Raw genomic sequence first — 17,856 nt, forward strand, 5'->3', positions numbered from 1 at the left:
GGAGCGATCTCCCGACGCCGAAAGGACACCCTCGTGAGTGACGAGTACGACACCACCCCGTTCGCCGACCACACGTCGCAGGAGACGGCGGCTCCGCCCGCAGACCAGCGAGGCTCCGTCCAGTACGGGGTCGGGCCTTTCACGATTCGGGAAGTGTCGCTGCTCGGTGTGTGGCTGCTCGCCTTCATCGTCTCCTTCTTCTCGATCTGGGTCGACGGCCCGGGGTCCTCAGCGTTGCTCGACCTGGGCTCGGTGTGGAGCTCGGGAATCGACTGGGTGCTGACGATCGGTGTACCGACCGTCGCGGTCTTCCTCATCGTGCTGCGGCGTTTCTCGCCCGACGGCATCCGACGGGTCGGTTCGCTCGCGGTCGATCAGTTCGCGTCGGTGGCCTTCTCGGTCTCGGCCGTGGTCTGGCTCGGAGTGCTCTGGACCAACGTGGCCCGCGGCATCCAGACGGGACTCTGGCTGAGCAGCTGGGTCGTGTGGCTCGAGTTCTTCCTCATGGTCGCCGGCGTGTTCCTCACGGTGCTCGCTCCCTTCATCCGACCCTTCGACGAGGATTTCCTCCGTGAAGAGCAGGTGCTCGCGCACCGCAACGCGCGTCCCGTCCGACCCGTGACGCCGCGGCCGACCACTCCCCGTCCCCGCCCCGCAGCGGCCGCGCCCGAGGCATCTCCCTACGGCGAGGCCCCGGAGCCGGCGTATGCGCCGCGCGCCGCAGAACCCGTCGGCGAGCAGGTCGGCGTCGAGGCGGCGTCCGACGACGCGACCGCGGCGTTCCCGTTCGCCGTCGAAGAGGAGCCGGCTGCCGCCGCCCCCGCGGCCAGCCAGGCGTTCTGGGCTCTTTCTCCCGTCGAACGTGACGTCGTCGACGAGAACGGCTTCCCGGTCTTCACCGTCGGACCCACGGCATGGGCGCTCGTGATCGAGGATCGGGGCGATCGTTTCGTGATCCGCCACGAGGATGGACGCGTCGGCTATCTCACCGATGTCTCGGGAGTGACTCGCGGCTGAGCCCACGAGGGAGCCGAACGCGTCCGAGGTGGCGCGGCGTCGCCAGTACGCTGGAGGGATGCTTCGCACGATCGATCTGCGCGGCCGCGTCCTCTCGCCGGCCGAGCTTCTGGCCGCCGTTCCTCGAGCCACCGCCGCGCGGGACGAGGCTCTGAACACGGCGGCTCAGATCGTCCACGACGTGTCCGTCCGAGGCGAGGAGGCCCTCCGCGAGCAGGCCGCGCGCTTCGACGGCGCGGAAGGCCATGACATCCGCGTCCCGGCCGCCCACCTCGACGAAGCGCTGTCATCGCTCGATCCCGACGTGAGACGCGCGCTCGAGGAGGCCATCGCCCGCGTCCGACTCGCGTCCGCGGCTCAGGTTCCCCCGCCCCTGGTCACCGAGCTCGGTCCAGGGGCCAGGGTGGAGCAGCGGTGGCGTCCGGTGCAGCGCGTCGGTGTGTACGTGCCCGGTGGCAAGGCCGTGTATCCGTCGAGCGTCGTGATGAACGTCGTCCCCGCTCAGGTTGCCGGCGTGTCGGAAGTCGCACTCGCCTCGCCGCCGCAGCGCGATTTCGGCGGACGGGTACACCCCGTGATCCTGGCGGCGGCGAAGCTGCTCGGCGTCTCCGAGGTGTATGCGATGGGCGGCGCCGGTGCTATCGGCGCGTACGCCCACGGCGTGCCCTCGCTGGGTCTCCACGCGGTCGACGTGATCTCGGGGCCGGGCAACAACTTCGTCGCCCTGGCCAAGCGGGTCGTCGCGGGCATGGTCGGCACCGACTCCGAGGCGGGCGCGACGGAGATCCTCATCGTCGCCGACGCCTCGGCAGACGCGACCCTCGTGGCGGCAGACCTCGTGAGTCAGGCCGAACACGACGAGCAGGCGGCGGCGGTGCTCGTGACGACATCTCCCGCTCTCGCCGAGAGGGTCGCATCGGAGGTCATGTTGCGTGCCGGAGCCACTCGGCACTCCGCGCGCATCCGCGAGGCACTCATCGGTCCGCAGTCGGCGATCGTACTGGTCGACGATGTCGAGGCGGCGACCGCCTTCAGCAACGCCTACGCCCCGGAGCATCTCGAGCTGCACCTCGCCGACCCCCGGGTGGACGACTTCGTGAACGCCGGCGCCGTCTTCGTGGGCGAGCACTCACCGGTCAGTCTCGGCGACTACCTCGCCGGAAGCAATCACGTGCTGCCCACGGGGGGCCAGGCGAGGTATGCCGCCGGGCTCTCGGCATCCACGTTCCTGCGTCCGCAGCAGGTCATCGTCTACGATCGTGCCGCGCTCGAGGCCGTTCACGACGGGATCGTGGCGCTCGCGGATGCCGAGGCGCTGCCTGCCCACGGCGAGGCGGTCACCGCGCGCTTCGCGGATCGGTCCGCGACGTAGTCTGGAGTCACCATGCACTGCCCGTTCTGCCGCCACGCCGACTCCCGCGTCATCGACTCCCGCACGAGCGATGACGGCTTGAGCATTCGCCGCCGCCGTCAGTGCCCCGAGTGCGGAGGCCGCTTCTCGACGATCGAGACGGCCAGCCTCAACGTCATCAAGCGCTCCGGCGTGATCGAGCCGTTCAGCCGCGAGAAGGTCATGTCCGGGGTGAGGAAGGCCTGTCAGGGCCGCCCGGTCACCGACTCCGACCTCGCCGTGCTCGCGCAGGCGGTCGAGGAGGCCGTGCGACAGACCGGATCATCCCAGATCGACACGAATGAGATCGGCCTCGCGATCCTCGGACCTCTCCGCGACCTCGACGAAGTCGCGTACCTGCGCTTCGCCAGCGTGTACCAGGCGTTCGACTCGCTCGATGACTTCGAGTCGTCGATCGCGCAGTTGCGCGCCGATCATGCTGCTGCGGCATCGACGGGCGACTGACGACGCTTACTCCCGGCCACCCGTCGCGAGGGGTCCCTCGCGCGGGTCCTAGGCTGGTCCCGATGTATCCCTTCATCTTCCGCACGTTCTTCGCGCGCATGGACCCCGAGTTCGCTCATCACCTCGTGATCCCGGTCATCCGCGTTTCCGGATGGCGTCCCATCGCCTGGGCCGTGCGAGCGATGACGCGCCCTGATCCGCGCCTGCGTACCGAGGCGCTCGGGCTCGTCTTCGACTCGCCGTTCGGCGTGGCGGCCGGATTCGACAAGAACGCCGTCATGATCTCGGGCCTGCACGCGCTCGGCTTCGGTCACGTCGAGATCGGCACGGTCACGGCGATCCCGCAGGACGGGAACCCCCGCCCGCGACTCTTCCGCCTCGTGGAGGACCGCGCGCTGATCAACCGCATGGGCTTCAACAACGCGGGTGCGGCGTCGGCCGCGAATCGACTGGCGCGGGCTCGCCGCCGAACCCGTCGCCCCATCATCGGGGCGAACATCGGCAAGAGTCGTGTCGTCGACGTCGCGGATGCCGTCGGCGACTACGTACGCAGCACCGAGCTGGTCGCGCCCGTCGCGGACTACCTCGTGGTGAATGTGTCGTCCCCGAATACTCCCGGTCTGCGTGGACTCCAGGCCGTCGAGACCCTCCGCCCTCTGCTCGAAGCCGTGCGCGCAGCCGCGGGAGAGACGCCTCTGCTGGTCAAGATCGCACCGGATCTCGCCGACGAGGAGGTGTCGGCCATCGCCGGGCTCGCGGTCGATGCCGGCCTGGCGGGACTCGTCGCCACGAACACGACGGTGGCCCGCGAAGGGCTTCGGACGGATGCCGCGAAGGTCGACGCGGCGGGTGCCGGCGGCCTGTCGGGTGCGCCGTTGCGGGAGCGCGCGCTGGAGGTGCTGCGGATCGTGCGAGGCGCTGTGCCCCCTGGATTCTGCGTCATCGCCGCCGGGGGAGTGGAGTCGGCGCGGGATGTGCAGGATCGCCTCGACGCGGGCGCAGACCTCGTTCAGGGATACACCGGCTTCATCTACCGCGGTCCGTTCTGGGCGCGGCAGATCAATCGGGGACTCGTGCGCGCCTGATTCGGTCCCGCGGGATTCTTTCCGCGAAGGCTTCTCTCTGCCGCCGATGCCAGATTAGAGTTCTCTCATCTACCTGTGAGGAACTCATGAAACCCGAATCCATGAGGCCGGCGATGTCGCGCGCGAGCGCGGTCCTGCTGTCCTTTGCCCTCGTGGCCACCGCCGCGCCCGCTCTTGCTGTCGACGGAGAGGAAGAGCCCCTGCCGGTCGACGAGACCGCGACGCTGATCCTCGGTGCTCCGTCCACGCTGCTGACCCTGCCCGACGACGACGGCGTCCGCGACGAGGCGACGCTGGCGTTGTCCTCCGACGTCGCCACCGACGTCACCGTGGACGTGCTGGCCGCCGACGGCATCGGCATCCTGCGTACGCAGAGCGTCGCCCTCCCCGCGGACGCGCTGAGCACGTCGATCGCGGTGCCCGTGACCGACCTCCCCGCCGGCACCCTGTCGGTGCGGGCGACACCGGCCGTCGGCGACCCCGTATCGGTGGCGCTCACCGTCGGCTCGGGCCGCCCGGCATCCGTCGCGCTGTCGCTCGGTGCCTCGTCGATCTTCTCGTGGTCCGGAAGCGGCCGCCCCAAGACGACCGCCACCGTGGTCGCGGTGGATGAGACGGCATTGGCGGTTCCGTTCACCGGTTCTGTCGTCGCGTCGGTGGGTGGTAAGACGCAGACCGTCAGCGTCGCCTCGTCGACCGGCTCCGCCGCCACCGCGACCGTCACCGGCTCCAAACTCGCCGCAGGCAGCGGATCCGCGCGGGCGCTCGTGACGGGTGCGGGCTCCGACGTGGTCGCGAGTGCTGCCGTCCCGCTGACCGTCCGCACCACGGCGGTCACCGCGACGAAGGTCTCCGTCTCGCTGGCCACCATCTATCCGTCGAAGGACGGCTACAAGGATGCGACGAAGATCGCCGTCCGGACGTCGACCACGACGGGCGCGACCATCCCGGTCACGGGCTCCGTCAAGGTGTCACGCGACGGCAAGACGGTCACGTCGTGGAAGCTCACCTCGAGCAAGACCTGGTCGGCCACCTGGGCGGGGACCGTCTCCGGCCGTCTCGTGCCCGGCACCTACACCGTCACGGTGGCGGTGAAGGGTCCGGAGGGCGGCACCAAGACCTCCAGCACGAAGGTCGTCGTCAAGAAGGGCAAGCTCGTGACGAAGACCACGTCGACCTGGTACTCGGCCCAGCGGGCGTTCGACGACTGGATCGCGTTCGACTCGCGCAGCCGCTGCGCCGAGGTCGGCTCGTCGAGCTTCCGCTGCGTCGGCGCGACCGAGGGCTTCCTCTCGGTCGCGGCGGTCGGAACCTTCGGCGTCCCCGCTGCGGTGCGGAACTCGTACAAGTACGGCGACGGCACGGTTCGCGTCGTGCTCAGCACGACCGACCTCGCCGGCACCGTCGCGTGGGGATACAACCGCACCGGAGCCGAGACCGGGAAGAGCGATCTCGTCGTCAAGGGGGACCGGTCGCTCGGCCGCCTGTCGCTGAAGGGATCGGCGCGCAGCATCGATCTCGCCGTCGTGCTCGCGGGCAAGTCGCGCTTCACGAGCGACAAGGTGAAGATCGAGTACACCTACAAGGTCATGTCGACGTCCTGACGTCGCACATGCGAGAGGGCCCGCACCCGATGGGGTGCGGGCCCTCTGCCGTGCCGGCGCGGTACGTCGTGCGGTGTCAGGCCGGGTGCTGGCCGCGCCGGACCTGCGGCTTGGGCAGACGCATGAAGCGCATCTGAATCGTGCGCATTGCGGAGTACCAGCCGAGGCCCTTCTCGCGGCGATCGCCCCACTTCGCCGACGCAGCCCGCTTGACCCGGATGCTCGTGATGATCATGTCGGCCACGACGAACATGATGAACACCCACAGACCGACGAAGCCGTAATAGACGACGGCCGCGTTCGGCCACAGGCTCAACAGGATGACGACCACCATCAGGGGCATCATGAGCTCACCGATGTGCCAGCCGGCATCCACGAAGTCTCGCGCGAAGCGTCGCTGCGGACCCTTGTCGCGGGCGGGCAGATACTTCTCCTCGCCGTTGGCCATGCCGATCCGCGCCTTCTCGCGCTGCGCCGCCAGGTCGGATTTCGCCCGGGCCCGCGCCTCTTTCGTGTCTGCGACGAGCGGACGCTTGCGAGCGGCCTCCTGCTCGGCGCGCGACGGCGTGGGGCGGTTCTTCCCGGGACCGGCGGGAGCGTCGGGCTCGGTGTCTGGAGCGGGGGCGGCGGGTGTCTTGGCCACGGGATACCTCGGATCGGCGGAGAGCGGGCCCCATAAGATTACCCGCATGACCTCCGAACTGTCCCGGTCCGACGCCGTGCGCGCCGCTGCCGCCGATGCCGTCCCCGCCGCCCTCGCCGATCTCGGAGCCCTCGTCCGCATCCCGTCGATCGCGTTCCCCGGGTTCGACCGCGCGGAAGTCTCACGGAGCGCCGCCGCCGTCGAAGCGTTGCTGAACGGGCTCGGCATCTTCGACCGCGTCGAGGTGAAGACGGCGGTGGTGCCGGCGACCGGTGAGGAGGGGATGCCGGCAGTGCTGGCCACCCGAGCCGCGCGCAATGGTCGGCCCACGATCCTCCTCTACGCGCACCACGACGTGCAGCCGGTGGGGGACGAGACGCTGTGGGAGTCCGCGCCCTTCGAGCCGACGGTGCGCGACGGCAGGCTGTACGGTCGCGGCGCGGCCGACGACAAGGCGGGCGTCATGGCCCACGTCGGGGCGCTGCGCGCCCTGGTCGCCGCGCTCGGCACGGATTTCGACCTCGGCGTGAATCTGTTCATCGAGGGCGAGGAGGAGGCGGGCTCCGCATCGTTCGCGCAGTTCCTGCAGGATAACGCCGACGCGCTGCGCGCCGACGTCATCGTCGTGGCGGACTCCGGCAACTGGGATGCCGTCACCCCTGCCCTCACGGTCTCGCTGCGCGGCAACACACGGTTCACCCTCGGCGTGAAGACCCTCGACCACGCATCCCACTCGGGCATGTTCGGGGGAGCGGTGCCCGACGCGATGCTCGCGACCGTCAAGCTGCTGTCGACGCTGTGGGATGACGAGGGCGCCGTCGCCGTGGCCGGGCTCGCCGAGCGCGACGCGCCGACCCCGGACTACACCGAAGACACGCTGCGCAGCGAGGCCGGGCTGCCTGCGGGGGTCTCGCCGGTCGGACGCGGCACCATCCTGAGCCGCATCTGGAACAAGCCGTCGATCACCGTGACCGGTATCGATTTCCCGTCGGTCAAGAACGCGTCCAACACGCTCACGCCCGAGCTGTCGGTCGTCATCAGCGCGCGCGTTGCTCCCGGACAGCCCGCCGCCGAGGCGTTCGCCGCGATCGAGGCGCACCTGCGCGCGCACGCGCCGTTCGGCGCGGAGCTCTCCTTCCGCGACGTCGACTCGGGCGACGCATTCCTCGTCGATACGAGCGGCTGGGCCGTCGAGAAGGCGCGGGACGCGTTGGCGACCGGTTACGGCGTGGAACCGGTCGACATCGGCGTCGGCGGCTCGATCCCCTTCATCGCGGATCTCGTGCGCGAGTTCCCGGGCGCGCAGATCCTGGTCACCGGCGTCGAAGATCCTCACGCTCGCGCTCACAGCCCGAACGAGTCCCTGCATCTCGACACGTTCCGCCACGCCCTCGTCTCGGAGGCGCTGCTGCTGGAGAGCCTTGACGCGACGGCGCTCTGAGTCCCGCGGCTCGCGGCACGCCAGGCCGCGGATGCCGGGGAGGCGGTAGAATCGTGGCATCCGCCGTCCCGGCCCCTGAAGGGCATTGACGGCCCGACACTCCAGGAGAGTCATGACTGACATCGCCACGTCGCCCGCTGCCGTCACGCCCGACCACGGCGTGGCACTGACCGATGCCGCCGCCGCGAAGGTGAAGAGTCTGCTGCACCAGGAGAACCGCGACGATCTGCGTCTGCGCGTCGCCGTGCAGCCGGGCGGATGCTCGGGGCTGATCTACCAGCTCTACTTCGACGAGCGCTTCCTCGACGGCGACAAGGCCGTCGACTTCGACGGCGTCGAGGTCATCGTCGACGACATGTCGGTGCCGTATCTCGACGGTGCGACGATCGACTTCAAGGACACCATCTCGGAGCAGGGGTTCACGATCGACAACCCCAACGCGGCGGGCAGTTGCGCCTGCGGCGACAGCTTCCACTGACACCGGGCCAGGCGGCTGTGCGCCCCCTCCGAGAGTCGGGACATCCTGGGCGGATGGCCTGAATCGAGTGAGAGGTTGCCCTAGACTGGCAGGTGTTCGACCTTCATGACCCCGAAAGGTGCACCGTGCGCGTCAAACGTCGCCTCCGCTGGGCCGTCATCCCCCTGGGACTCGCCACGGCGATCACCCTTGCGGCATGCACTCCGACCGAGCTGAACGGCTTCCTCCCGGGGTTCACCGACGACGGGACTCAGGCGACCAACCGCACCGAGATGGTCTCCGGCCTCTGGGTCAACTCCTGGATCGTGCTCCTCGTCGTGGGCGTCATCACGTGGGCGCTCATGGGCTTCGCGGCGGTCGCGTACCGTCGCCGCAAGGGCCAGACGGGACTCCCCGTCCAGATGCGCTACAACATGCCGATCGAGATCTTCTACACGATCGTGCCGCTCATCCTGGTGATCGGATTCTTCGCGTTCACGGCTCGTGATCAGGCCATCCTCGAGACCCAGTACGACGACCCCGACGTCTGCATCACCGCGATCGGCAAGCAGTGGGCGTGGGACTTCCAGTACACCGAGAGCGACTGCGAGCAGGCTGACGACGCCGTCTGGTCGATGGGTGTCCAGGCGCAGACCGACCCGCAGGGCAACATCACCAGCGAGCTGCCCACCCTCTACCTCCCGGTCGACCAGGAAGTGAAGATCAAGCTCGTCTCTCGCGACGTCATCCACTCCTTCTGGATCATCGACTTCCTGTACAAGAAGGACATGTACATCGGGAAGGACAACTACTGGTCGTTCACCCCGACCCGCGTCGGCGAGTACGACGGCAAGTGTGCGGAGCTCTGCGGCCAGTACCACTCGATGATGCTGTTCAAGGTGAAGGTGGTCGAGCAGGCCGAGTACGACGCGTACCTCGCATCGCTGCGGGATGCCGGTCAGACCGGGGACATCAACGACGCCTACGACCGCCTGCAGAATCTGCCGGGCACGGGCGCGCCGACCGACTCCGAGGGAGACCACTGATGGCGACGACGCTTCCGCTCCAGGGCGAGACGTACGGCCGTCCGTCCACTCTGCCGCCGCGTCAGGCAGCTCTCTTGAGCGCATCGCGCGTGGAGGAGAAGGGCAACGTGATCGTCAAGTGGATCACGTCGACCGACCACAAGACGATCGGGTACATGTACCTCATCGCCTCGGTGCTCTTCTTCCTGCTCGGCGGTGTGATGGCGCTGATCATCCGCGCTGAGCTCTTCGAGCCGGGTATGCAGGTCATCCCGACGAAGGATCAGTACAACCAGCTGTTCACGATGCACGGCACGATCATGCTGCTGATGTTCGCGACGCCGCTGTTCGCGGGCTTCGCGAACGCCATCCTGCCGCTGCAGCTGGGCGCTCCTGATGTGGCGTTCCCGCGCCTCAACGCCTTCGCGCTCTGGCTGTTCATCTTCGGATCGCTCATCGCGATCGCCGGCTTCCTCACGCCGCAGGGTGCTGCGGCCTTCGGATGGTTCGCGTATCAGCCTCTCGCCAACGCGAGCTTCTCGCCCGGTGCCGGCGGAAACCTCTGGATGCTCGGACTCGGCATGAGCGGTTTCGGCACCATCCTCGGTGCGGTGAACTTCGTCACGACGATCATCACGATGCGTGCACCGGGTATGACGATGTGGCGTCTGCCGATCTTCTCGTGGAACACGCTCGTCACGAGCATCCTCGTGCTGATGGCCTTCCCTGTGCTGGCGGCCGCGATCTTCGCCGCCGCGGCGGACCGCGTGCTCGGTGCCCACATCTACGACCCCGCCAACGGCGGCGTGCTGCTGTGGCAGCACCTGTTCTGGTTCTTCGGTCACCCTGAGGTCTACATCATCGCGCTGCCGTTCTTCGGCATCGTCTCGGAGATCTTCCCGGTCTTCAGCCGTAAGCCGATCTTCGGATACAAGACGCTGGTCTATGCCACCATCGCGATCGCCGCACTGTCGGTCTCGGTGTGGGCGCACCACATGTACGTCACGGGCGCCGTCCTGCTTCCGTTCTTCGCGCTCATGACGATGCTCATCGCGGTTCCGACCGGCGTGAAGATCTTCAACTGGATCGGCACGCTCTGGCGAGGCTCGGTCACGTTCGAGACGCCGATGGTCTTCTCGTTGGGCTTCCTCGTGTCCTTCGTGTTCGGTGGTCTCACCGGCGTCATCCTGGCGTCGCCGCCGCTGACGTTCCACACGTCCGACTCCTACTTCGTCGTCGCGCACTTCCACTACGTCGTCTTCGGCACGGTCGTGTTCGCCATGTTCGCCGGGTTCTACTTCTGGTGGCCGAAGTGGACGGGCCGCATGCTGAACGAGCGCCTCGGAATGGTGCACTTCTGGATGCTCTTCGTCGGGTTCCACATGACGTTCCTCATCCAGCACTGGCTGGGTGTCGACGGCATGGTGCGCCGCTACGCAGACTACTCGGCCGCTGACGGCTGGACGCTCGGTAACCAGGTCTCCACCGTCGGCGCGATGATCCTCGGCGCCTCGATGATCCCGTTCTTCCTGAATGTGTGGCTCACGTCGCGCACGGCACCGAAGGTGACCGTGAACGACCCGTGGGGCTACGGAGCGTCTCTCGAATGGGCGACGAGCTGCCCCCCGCCTCGACACAACTTCACGTCGATTCCGCGCATCCGCAGCGAGCGCCCCGCGTTCGACCTGAACCACCCCGAAGCGGGTATCCCGGTGGGAGTCGGTCCGGCCAAGGATGCACCCGATGCACCCGTCGTCGACCTCGCCGAGGGAGAGGTGAAGTAAGTGAAGACCAACGTCAACCTGTGGTGGATCCTCGCCGCCTTCTTCCTGCTGTGCACCGTGCTGTACACGGGCTGGAACATCATCGAGCACTCCAGCCTCCCGTGGTACAACGCCATCGAGTGGGTGGGATCGACCGCGCTGCTGTTCACGGTCTTCATGGCCGCGATGATCGCGTTCTACGTTCACCGCGTCCACCGTGCACAGCGTGGCGAGCTCCCTGAGGACACCCTCACGGCCGACATCGACGACGGCGACCCTGAGCTCGGTGAGTTCAGCCCCTGGTCGTGGTGGCCGCTCGTGCTCGCCTTCTCCGCCGCGCTCGCGATCGTCGGCCTGGCCGTCGGTACGTTCCTCCTTCCCATCGGTGTCGCCGTCTTCGTCGTGGCCATCGTCGGCTGGGTCTACGAGTACTACCGCGGATACTTCGCGCGCTGATTGATCGAATGACGTTCCGGCTCCAGGCCGGCGTGTGGTCGGATATAGGTCCGCACCGTGACGCCAACCAGGACGCTGCCTTCGTGGCATCCTGGGGCGCTGCCGTGGCCGATGGTGTCGGCGGCGGTCCGGCGGGAGACCTGGCGTCGGCAGCGCTCCTCCATCGGCTGGTTTCCGGCGGAAGCGATGTGAGAGACGCCGACGAGCTCGAACGCAGGCTCCACGGCGCGAACGACGATCTCGCGGCCCACGTGCGGCGAGACCCAGGTCTGGCGGGCATGGCGACGACGTTCACGGGCGTGTGGCTCGACCGGAGCGGGGGATTGCTGCTCGCGCACACCGGCGACTCTCGCGCCTATCTGCTCCGGGACGGGCATTCGATCCGTCAGACCCGCGACGACTCCTACGTCCAAACCTTGGTCGACCAGGGCATCGTGAGCGTCGAGGATGCCATGCACCATCCGCGGCGGAACATCATCACGGCGTCCCTGCGGGGAGACGCGGACGACGTCGTGCGTGTCGTGGAGCGGGTGCCGGTGGCCGGCGATCGCTGGCTGCTCTGCACGGACGGCGTGAGCGACTACCTGCCCGATGAGGTGATCGCGGAGATCCTTCGCACTGATTCCGATGCGGAACTCGCCGCGCGCAACCTCGTCGACGCGGCACTCGAAGCCGGCTCCCGTGACAATGTCACCGCTGTCGTCTGCGACGTGCGCAGGGGAGTGCCTGACGCGGACGAGCCGATGTGGGCGGGGGCAGCCGCCGATGGGTTCGCCGTCGATCTCGCAAGCTTGACCGGCTGACCCGCACGCATCGCACGCATGTAGTGAGCGGATGCCTGTGCGCCGGCGCTCGCGAGTGGATGACGAAAGCGGCGAGGCTCGACCTGACGGTCGTCGCCTCGCCGCTCTGCTCGTCGACGTCAGTCGGACGTGGGCTTCTTCTTGCTCTTCTTGCCCTCGTCGTCGTCCGGAATGATCACGTTGGACGGACGGTTCGCGGTCTCGCCGTTGTGCCCGTCATCGATCGGGTGAAGCGGAGCGTCGGGGACTCCCGCGCGTTCGTGGGCGCCCTGGAGCTCCGCGGCCTCCTCTTCGGCGATGTGCTCGAGGGTGTGGTGCTGATGTGCACGCGCCTCGTCGATGTCTGCCTGCGTCAGCGGGACGAGACGGTCTTCGAAGAACCAGCGCGAGATCGCCGAACGCAGGTTCTGGTGCCAGGCGATGCGCCCGCGGTCATCCGGACGGACGACGAGCGGCGCGTTCGTCTCGAAGTCCACGAGCTTGACGAGCTCGTACTCGTCGACGGGCTGGTGGACCTCGATGTACTCGCCGCCCGGCAGCCGCACGATTCGGCCGGACTCGTAGCCGTGAAGGGCGATCTCACGATCCTTCTTCTGGAGCGCGAGAGCGATGCGCTTCGTGATGAAGTACCCGAACACAGGGCCGATGATGAGGAGTGCCTGCAGTGCGTGGATGACGCCTTCCATCGTGAGGTGGAAGTGCGTCGCGATGATGTCCGACGACGCTGCCGCCCAGAGCACGGCGTAGAAGACAACTCCGGCGACGCCGATGGCGGTGCGGGTGGGAGCGTGACGCGGACGCTGAGCGATGTGGTGCTCGCGCTTGTCGCCCGTGATCCACGCCTCGATGAACGGGTAGAGCATCACCAGCACGATGAACAGGCCCAGACCGCCGAGGGGGATGAGGATGTTGAACGACCAGGTGCGGTCGAGCAGCACGAACTCCAGGTGCGGCGGCACGAGACGCAGCGCTCCGTCGGCGAATCCGATGTACCAGTCGGGCTGGGTTCCGGCCGAGACCGGCGAGGGGTCGTACGGCCCGTAGTTCCAGATCGGGTTGATCGTGAACAGCGAGGCGATCAGCACGATCACGCCGAAGGTGATGAAGAAGAAGCCGCCCATCTTGGACATGTAGACCGGCATCATCGGGTAGCCCACGACGTTGCTGTTCGTACGACCGGGGCCGGCGAACTGCGTGTGCTTGTTGACGATCATGAGCATGAGGTGCACCGCGAGCAGCGCGACCAGGATCGCCGGCAGCAGGAGGATGTGCAGCACATAGAGGCGGCCGACGATGTCGGTGCCGGGGAACTCGCCGCCGAACAGCAGGAACGAGGTCCACGTGCCGATCAGCGGGATGCCCTTGATCATGCCGTCGATGATGCGGAGGCCGTTGCCCGACAGCAGGTCGTCGGGCAGGGAGTAGCCGGTGAAGCCCTCGCCCATCGCGAGGATGAACAGCACGAAGCCGATCACCCAGTTGAGCTCGCGCGGCTTGCGGAACGCGCCCGTGAAGAACACGCGCAGCATGTGCACGCCGATGCCGGCGACGAAGACGAGCGCGGCCCAGTGGTGGATCTGGCGCACCAGGAGGCCGCCACGAATATCGAAGGACAGTCGGAGCGTCGAGTCGAGCGCTGCGGACATCTCGACGCCGACCATCGGCAGGTAGGCACCTTCGTAGTGGGTCTCCACCATGGACGCCTGGAAGAAGAACGTCAGGAACGTGCCGGAGAGCAGCACGACGACGAAGCTCCACAGAGCGATCTCACCGAGCATGAACGACCAGTGATCGGGGAAGATCTTGCGGCCGAGCTCCTTGACGAGGCCCGACATGCTGGTGCGCTCGTCGATGTAGTTCGCGGCGCCGGCGACGAATCGACCGCCGAGAGGCTTCTCAGCCTGCGACTTCTCCGTCGGTGTCTGGTTGACGGTCGCGGTGCTCAATGGCGCTCCCAGAAGCTCGGGCCGACAGGTTCGTTGAAGTCGCTCTGCGCGATCAGGTAACCCTCGTCGTCGACGGTGATCGGCAGCTGCGGCAGCGGGCGGGCGGCGGGTCCGAAGATCACCGCGGCCGAGCGCGACACGTCGAACTGCGACTGGTGGCAGGGGCACAGGAGGTGGTGCGTCTGCTGCTCGTACAGGGCGACCGGGCAACCCACGTGGGTGCACACCTTCGAGTAGGCGACGATACCGTCGTACGCCCACTCCAGGTTGTTGTGCTCGGCGGGGAGCTGCTCGGGGAGCAGGCGCATCAGAAGGACGATGGCCTTGGCCTTCTCCTCGAGGTAGCCCTCGTGGTGGCTCAGTTCGGCGAGCGGCTCAGGGATGACGTGAACCGCGGAGCCCAGCGTGAGGTCGGCGGCGCGGATCGGCTCGCCGCTGGGGTCGTGCGCGAGACGCATCCCCTTCTTCCACATGGTGTGGCTGAGGAGAGCGACGGGGTCGCCCGCAATCGGGTTCTCCTCCGAGCTCTCCGGCGCGAGTCCGCGGAACAGCACGATGCCCGGAGCGACGGATGCCACGAGGGCGGCGATCAGAGAGTTGCGGATGACGGCACGACGGCCGAAACCCGACTCCTCGTTGGCATCGCGGAACGCCTGGATGGCACCCTCACGGGTGGCGTCGCGACCACGGGTGGCGTGTCGGGGCTCGATGTACTCCTTGTCCGACATCACCGCCTTCGACCAGTGGATGGCGCCGACCCCGAGCGCGAAGAGCGCCAGGGCGATACCGAGTCCGATGAAGAGGTTGTTGTGCCGGATGTCGATGATCTGGCCGCTCTCGATCGGGAAGAGCATGTAGGCGGCGACCGCCCAGATGCTCCCGGCGAGCGACAGATAGAAGAGCGTGTAGACCGTGCGCACGGCGCGCTTCATGGCGGCCGGGTCCTTGTCGGTCGTGCGCGCCCGGTGCGGCGGCAGACCGGGGTTCTGCACGGGGTCGGGAACCGCGACCGCGAGCCCCGGAGACGGCTTCCATGAAGCCCTCTCGTGCTCGAGCGCGTCTTCCTCGTGTGCCATGGTGCTCCTCGTACGTTCCGTCAGTGAAGTGTGTCGATCAGTTCGACTTCGCCGTGATCCACACGGTGAGGGCGATCAGTGCGCCGATGCCGAAGATCCAGATGAACAGGCCCTCGGACACCGGACCGAGCGAACCGAGCGAGAAGCCGCCCGCAGACTCGTTCTGCTGCATCCACATCAGCGCGGAGATGATGTCGCGCTTCTCGTCCGTGGTCAGGGTCATGTCGTTGAACACCGGCATGTTCTGCGGGCCGGTGACCATGGCCGCGTAGATGTGCAGCGGGCTCGTGCTCGTGAGCGCGGGGGCGTACTTGCCCTCCGTCAGGGCGCCACCGGCTGCGGCGACGTTGTGGCACATGGCGCAGTTGATCCGGAAGAGCTCCGCGCCGTTCGCGACGTTCCCGCCGCCGTCGAGGATCGACTCGGCGGGATAGGTCGGACCGGGGGAGGTCGACTGGACCCACGCGGCGATCGCCTTGATCTGGTCCTCGGTGAACTGGACCGGCTTCTGCGGCGCCTGCGGCCCCTGCATCTGCAGCGGCATGCGACCCGTCGACATCTGGAACTCGACGGCCAGCTCGCCGACACCGTACAGCGACGGTCCGTCGGGGGTGCCCTCCATGTTCAGGCCGTGGCACGTGGCGCAGTTCGCCTGGAAGAGCTTCTTGCCGTCTTCGACCGTGAGGGTCGAGGCGGTCGCCGAGGACGGCTCGGTGGCGGCCATCGCGGCGGACGCGCCGGCGTAGACACCGCCGCTGACGAGCAGGCCGATGCCGATGAGGGCGGCGGCTGCCCAGGTGCTGCGGCGGCCGGTGCGACGGCGCGCTGTCTTGGATGCCATGGAGGTACTCAGCTCCGCTCTCTTACTTGACGAAGTAGATGACGATGAACAGGACGATCCAGACGACGTCGACGAAGTGCCAGTAGTACGACACGACGATCGAGGAAGTCATCTCCTTGCGTCCGAAGTTCTTGACGGCGTACGCGCGACCGATCACGAGGAGGAACGCGATGAGGCCGCCCGTGACGTGGAGGGCGTGGAAGCCGGTGGTGAGGTAGAACGCCGAGGCATAGGAATCCGCACTGATCGGCATCCCCTCCGCGACGAGCGTGGCGTACTCCCACACCTGACCGGAGACGAAGACGGCGCCCATGATGAAGGTCAGGAAGAACCACTCGACCATGCCCCACTGACGGAACTGCCAGATCGTGCCCTTGCGGTACGGCTGGAAACGCTCGGCGGCGAAGACGCCGGCCTGGGCGGTGAACGACGAGAGCACCAGGATGAGCGTGTTGACCGCGGCGAAGGGGATGTTGAGCAGTTCCGTGCGGTCGGCCCACAGTTCGGGCGACGCGTTGCGGAGCGTGAAGTAGATCGCGAACAGCCCCGCGAAGAACATGACCTCGCTGCCGAGCCACACGATGGTGCCGACAGCGACCGGATCCGGCCGCTTGACGGATCGCAAGGCTTGGGAGTAGGTAGCTGGAGAGGTCGTCACGCTCTCATTATGGCTGATTCGGAGCACGGTTTCCTCATCACTGAAGGTGGGTTCGACTTTCGGAGGGGTTGAGAGAGGCATCGGTACGCGCCGTGAAGCCGCCGTGAGACTGCCGATAGGATCGATGCCCATGGCGGAGCTCTACTCGTGGCCCGAGATCCTCACGAACGTCCTGGCGCGACGTGACCTCAGCGTGTCCGAATCGACGTGGGCGATGCGCCAGGTGATGCGGGGTGATGCGACCTCCTCTCAACTCGCGGGATTCCTCATCGGGCTGCGTGCAAAGGGGGAGACGGTCGACGAGATCGTGGGCTTCCGCGACGCGATCCTGGAGGCCGCGCTTCCCCTTCCCGTACCCGCGGACGTGCTCGACATCGTCGGAACGGGCGGTGACCGGTTCGGAACCGTGAACATCTCGACCATGTCTGCCGTCGTGGCCGCCTCCACCGGCATCCCTGTCGTGAAGCACGGCAATCGGGCAGCCAGTTCGGCTTCGGGGTCCTCGGACGTGCTCGGCGCGCTCGGCATCGATCTGTCGCTCACCCCCGAGCGCGTCGCCGACGTGCTGGCGGAGGTCGGCATCACCTTCGCGTTCGCATCCGCCTTCCACCCGGGCTTCCGTCACGCCGGTGCCACGCGCGCCGAGCTCGGCGTCCCCACCGTCTTCAACTTCCTCGGACCGTTGTGCAATCCCGCGCGGGCCGAGGCCAATGCCGTCGGGGTGGCCCAGCTCGATCGGGTGCCGCTGATCACCGGGGTGTTCCAGACCCGCGGTGCCACTGCGCTCGTCTTCCGAGGCGACGACGGACTCGACGAGCTCACCACGACGGGCCACAGCCGGCTGTGGGAGATCTCTCGCGGCGACATCCACGAGCACGACCTCGATCCGCGCGACATCGGCATCCCGCTGGCAGACATCGACGACCTCCTCGGCGGCGACGCGGCGCACAACGCGCAGGTGGTGCGGCGCGTGCTCAGCGGTGACGCCGGGCCCGTCCGCGACATCGTGCTGCTGAACGCCGCGGCGGGCATCGTGTCCTACGAGCTGTTCCGGGACGCCGCGCAGGTGCAGGTTCCGATCGTGGAGCGGCTGTCGGCGGCGAAGGACCTCGCGGCCGAAGCGATCGACACCGGAAAGTCCGCGGCCACGCTCGACAGCTGGGTTGCAGCCACCTCTCGCTGACGA

17 protein-coding genes are annotated in these 17,856 nt (G+C 67.7%); 12 read left to right on the plus strand and 5 right to left on the minus strand.

The features are described 5' to 3' along the window. The first annotated feature begins 33 nt into the window (after positions 1-33). From ACSQ18_RS05825 to ACSQ18_RS05845, 5 genes are all read left to right on the plus strand, one after another. Positions 34-1,017, plus strand: a complete 984-nt coding sequence (locus tag ACSQ18_RS05825; protein ID WP_436036200.1) for a hypothetical protein — start codon at positions 34-36, stop codon at positions 1,015-1,017. A 58-nt stretch (positions 1,018-1,075) separates the two neighbouring features. Then, on the plus strand, positions 1,076-2,389 hold the full coding sequence (gene hisD, locus ACSQ18_RS05830; protein WP_436036201.1) for a histidinol dehydrogenase: 1,314 nt from the start codon (positions 1,076-1,078) through the stop codon (positions 2,387-2,389). Between the two features lie 12 nt (positions 2,390-2,401). Beyond that, complete coding sequence (nrdR, locus tag ACSQ18_RS05835; RefSeq protein ID WP_436036203.1) at positions 2,402-2,872, plus strand: transcriptional regulator NrdR; 471 nt, start codon at positions 2,402-2,404, stop codon at positions 2,870-2,872. Between the two features lie 62 nt (positions 2,873-2,934). Next, the gene (locus ACSQ18_RS05840) at positions 2,935-3,957 is read left to right on the plus strand and encodes a quinone-dependent dihydroorotate dehydrogenase (RefSeq protein ID WP_436036204.1); all 1,023 of its coding nucleotides are present in this window, start codon (positions 2,935-2,937) and stop codon (positions 3,955-3,957) included. A gap of 113 nt (positions 3,958-4,070) precedes the next feature. Further along, entirely contained in the window at positions 4,071-5,561 is a 1,491-nt protein-coding gene (locus ACSQ18_RS05845) for a hypothetical protein (protein ID WP_436036205.1), read from the plus strand. A gap of 76 nt (positions 5,562-5,637) precedes the next feature. Here the strand turns inward: ACSQ18_RS05845 and ACSQ18_RS05850 are convergent, their stop codons facing one another. Continuing rightward, complete coding sequence (locus ACSQ18_RS05850; protein ID WP_144807659.1) at positions 5,638-6,204, minus strand: DUF3043 domain-containing protein; 567 nt, start codon at positions 6,202-6,204, stop codon at positions 5,638-5,640. A 46-nt stretch (positions 6,205-6,250) separates the two neighbouring features. Between ACSQ18_RS05850 and ACSQ18_RS05855 the strand changes: the two genes are divergently transcribed. The 6 genes from ACSQ18_RS05855 (at position 6,251) to ACSQ18_RS05880 (ending at position 12,149) form a co-directional block, all read left to right on the plus strand. Further along, positions 6,251-7,645 (plus strand): M20/M25/M40 family metallo-hydrolase, encoded by a 1,395-nt coding sequence (locus ACSQ18_RS05855; RefSeq protein ID WP_436036206.1) that lies wholly within the window; start codon positions 6,251-6,253, stop codon positions 7,643-7,645. Between the two features lie 112 nt (positions 7,646-7,757). Further along, positions 7,758-8,123, plus strand: a complete 366-nt coding sequence (gene erpA, locus ACSQ18_RS05860; protein WP_144807661.1) for an iron-sulfur cluster insertion protein ErpA — start codon at positions 7,758-7,760, stop codon at positions 8,121-8,123. Between the two features lie 125 nt (positions 8,124-8,248). Further along, complete coding sequence (gene ctaC / locus ACSQ18_RS05865) at positions 8,249-9,148, plus strand: aa3-type cytochrome oxidase subunit II (protein WP_436036207.1); 900 nt, start codon at positions 8,249-8,251, stop codon at positions 9,146-9,148. Continuing rightward, the gene (ctaD, locus tag ACSQ18_RS05870) at positions 9,148-10,911 is read left to right on the plus strand and encodes an aa3-type cytochrome oxidase subunit I (RefSeq protein WP_144807663.1); all 1,764 of its coding nucleotides are present in this window, start codon (positions 9,148-9,150) and stop codon (positions 10,909-10,911) included. The genes ctaC and ctaD overlap by 1 nt, the downstream gene beginning before the upstream one ends. Next, positions 10,912-11,346 (plus strand): cytochrome c oxidase subunit 4, encoded by a 435-nt coding sequence (locus ACSQ18_RS05875; RefSeq protein WP_144807664.1) that lies wholly within the window; start codon positions 10,912-10,914, stop codon positions 11,344-11,346. It abuts the gene before it with no gap. 8 nt (positions 11,347-11,354) lie between these two features. Next, positions 11,355-12,149: a PP2C family protein-serine/threonine phosphatase gene (locus ACSQ18_RS05880; protein WP_436036208.1), complete on the plus strand. Its 795-nt coding sequence runs from the start codon at positions 11,355-11,357 to the stop codon at positions 12,147-12,149. Positions 12,150-12,268: 119 nt separating this feature from the next. Here the strand turns inward: ACSQ18_RS05880 and qcrB are convergent, their stop codons facing one another. Genes qcrB through ctaE form a run of 4 tightly spaced genes read right to left on the minus strand, consistent with a single transcriptional unit; the run spans position 12,269 to position 16,670 of the window. Next, positions 12,269-14,095 (minus strand): cytochrome bc1 complex cytochrome b subunit, encoded by a 1,827-nt coding sequence (gene qcrB, locus ACSQ18_RS05885; RefSeq protein ID WP_144807666.1) that lies wholly within the window; start codon positions 14,093-14,095, stop codon positions 12,269-12,271. Continuing rightward, on the minus strand, positions 14,092-15,171 hold the full coding sequence (qcrA, locus tag ACSQ18_RS05890) for a cytochrome bc1 complex Rieske iron-sulfur subunit (protein WP_436036209.1): 1,080 nt from the start codon (positions 15,169-15,171) through the stop codon (positions 14,092-14,094). Before qcrA ends, qcrB begins: the two co-directional genes overlap by 4 nt. Before the next feature lie 37 nt (positions 15,172-15,208). Continuing rightward, positions 15,209-16,012, minus strand: a complete 804-nt coding sequence (gene qcrC / locus ACSQ18_RS05895; RefSeq protein WP_436036211.1) for a cytochrome bc1 complex diheme cytochrome c subunit — start codon at positions 16,010-16,012, stop codon at positions 15,209-15,211. 22 nt (positions 16,013-16,034) lie between these two features. Beyond that, the gene (gene ctaE / locus ACSQ18_RS05900; RefSeq protein WP_144807669.1) at positions 16,035-16,670 is read right to left on the minus strand and encodes an aa3-type cytochrome oxidase subunit III; all 636 of its coding nucleotides are present in this window, start codon (positions 16,668-16,670) and stop codon (positions 16,035-16,037) included. A 130-nt stretch (positions 16,671-16,800) separates the two neighbouring features. Between ctaE and trpD the strand changes: the two genes are divergently transcribed. Beyond that, entirely contained in the window at positions 16,801-17,853 is a 1,053-nt protein-coding gene (gene trpD / locus ACSQ18_RS05905) for an anthranilate phosphoribosyltransferase (protein ID WP_436036212.1), read from the plus strand. The last annotated feature ends 3 nt before the right edge of the window (positions 17,854-17,856 follow it).

This window comes from Microbacterium sp. LjRoot45 (genome assembly GCF_964253325.1).
Taxonomy (GTDB): Bacteria; Actinomycetota; Actinomycetes; order Actinomycetales; family Microbacteriaceae; genus Microbacterium.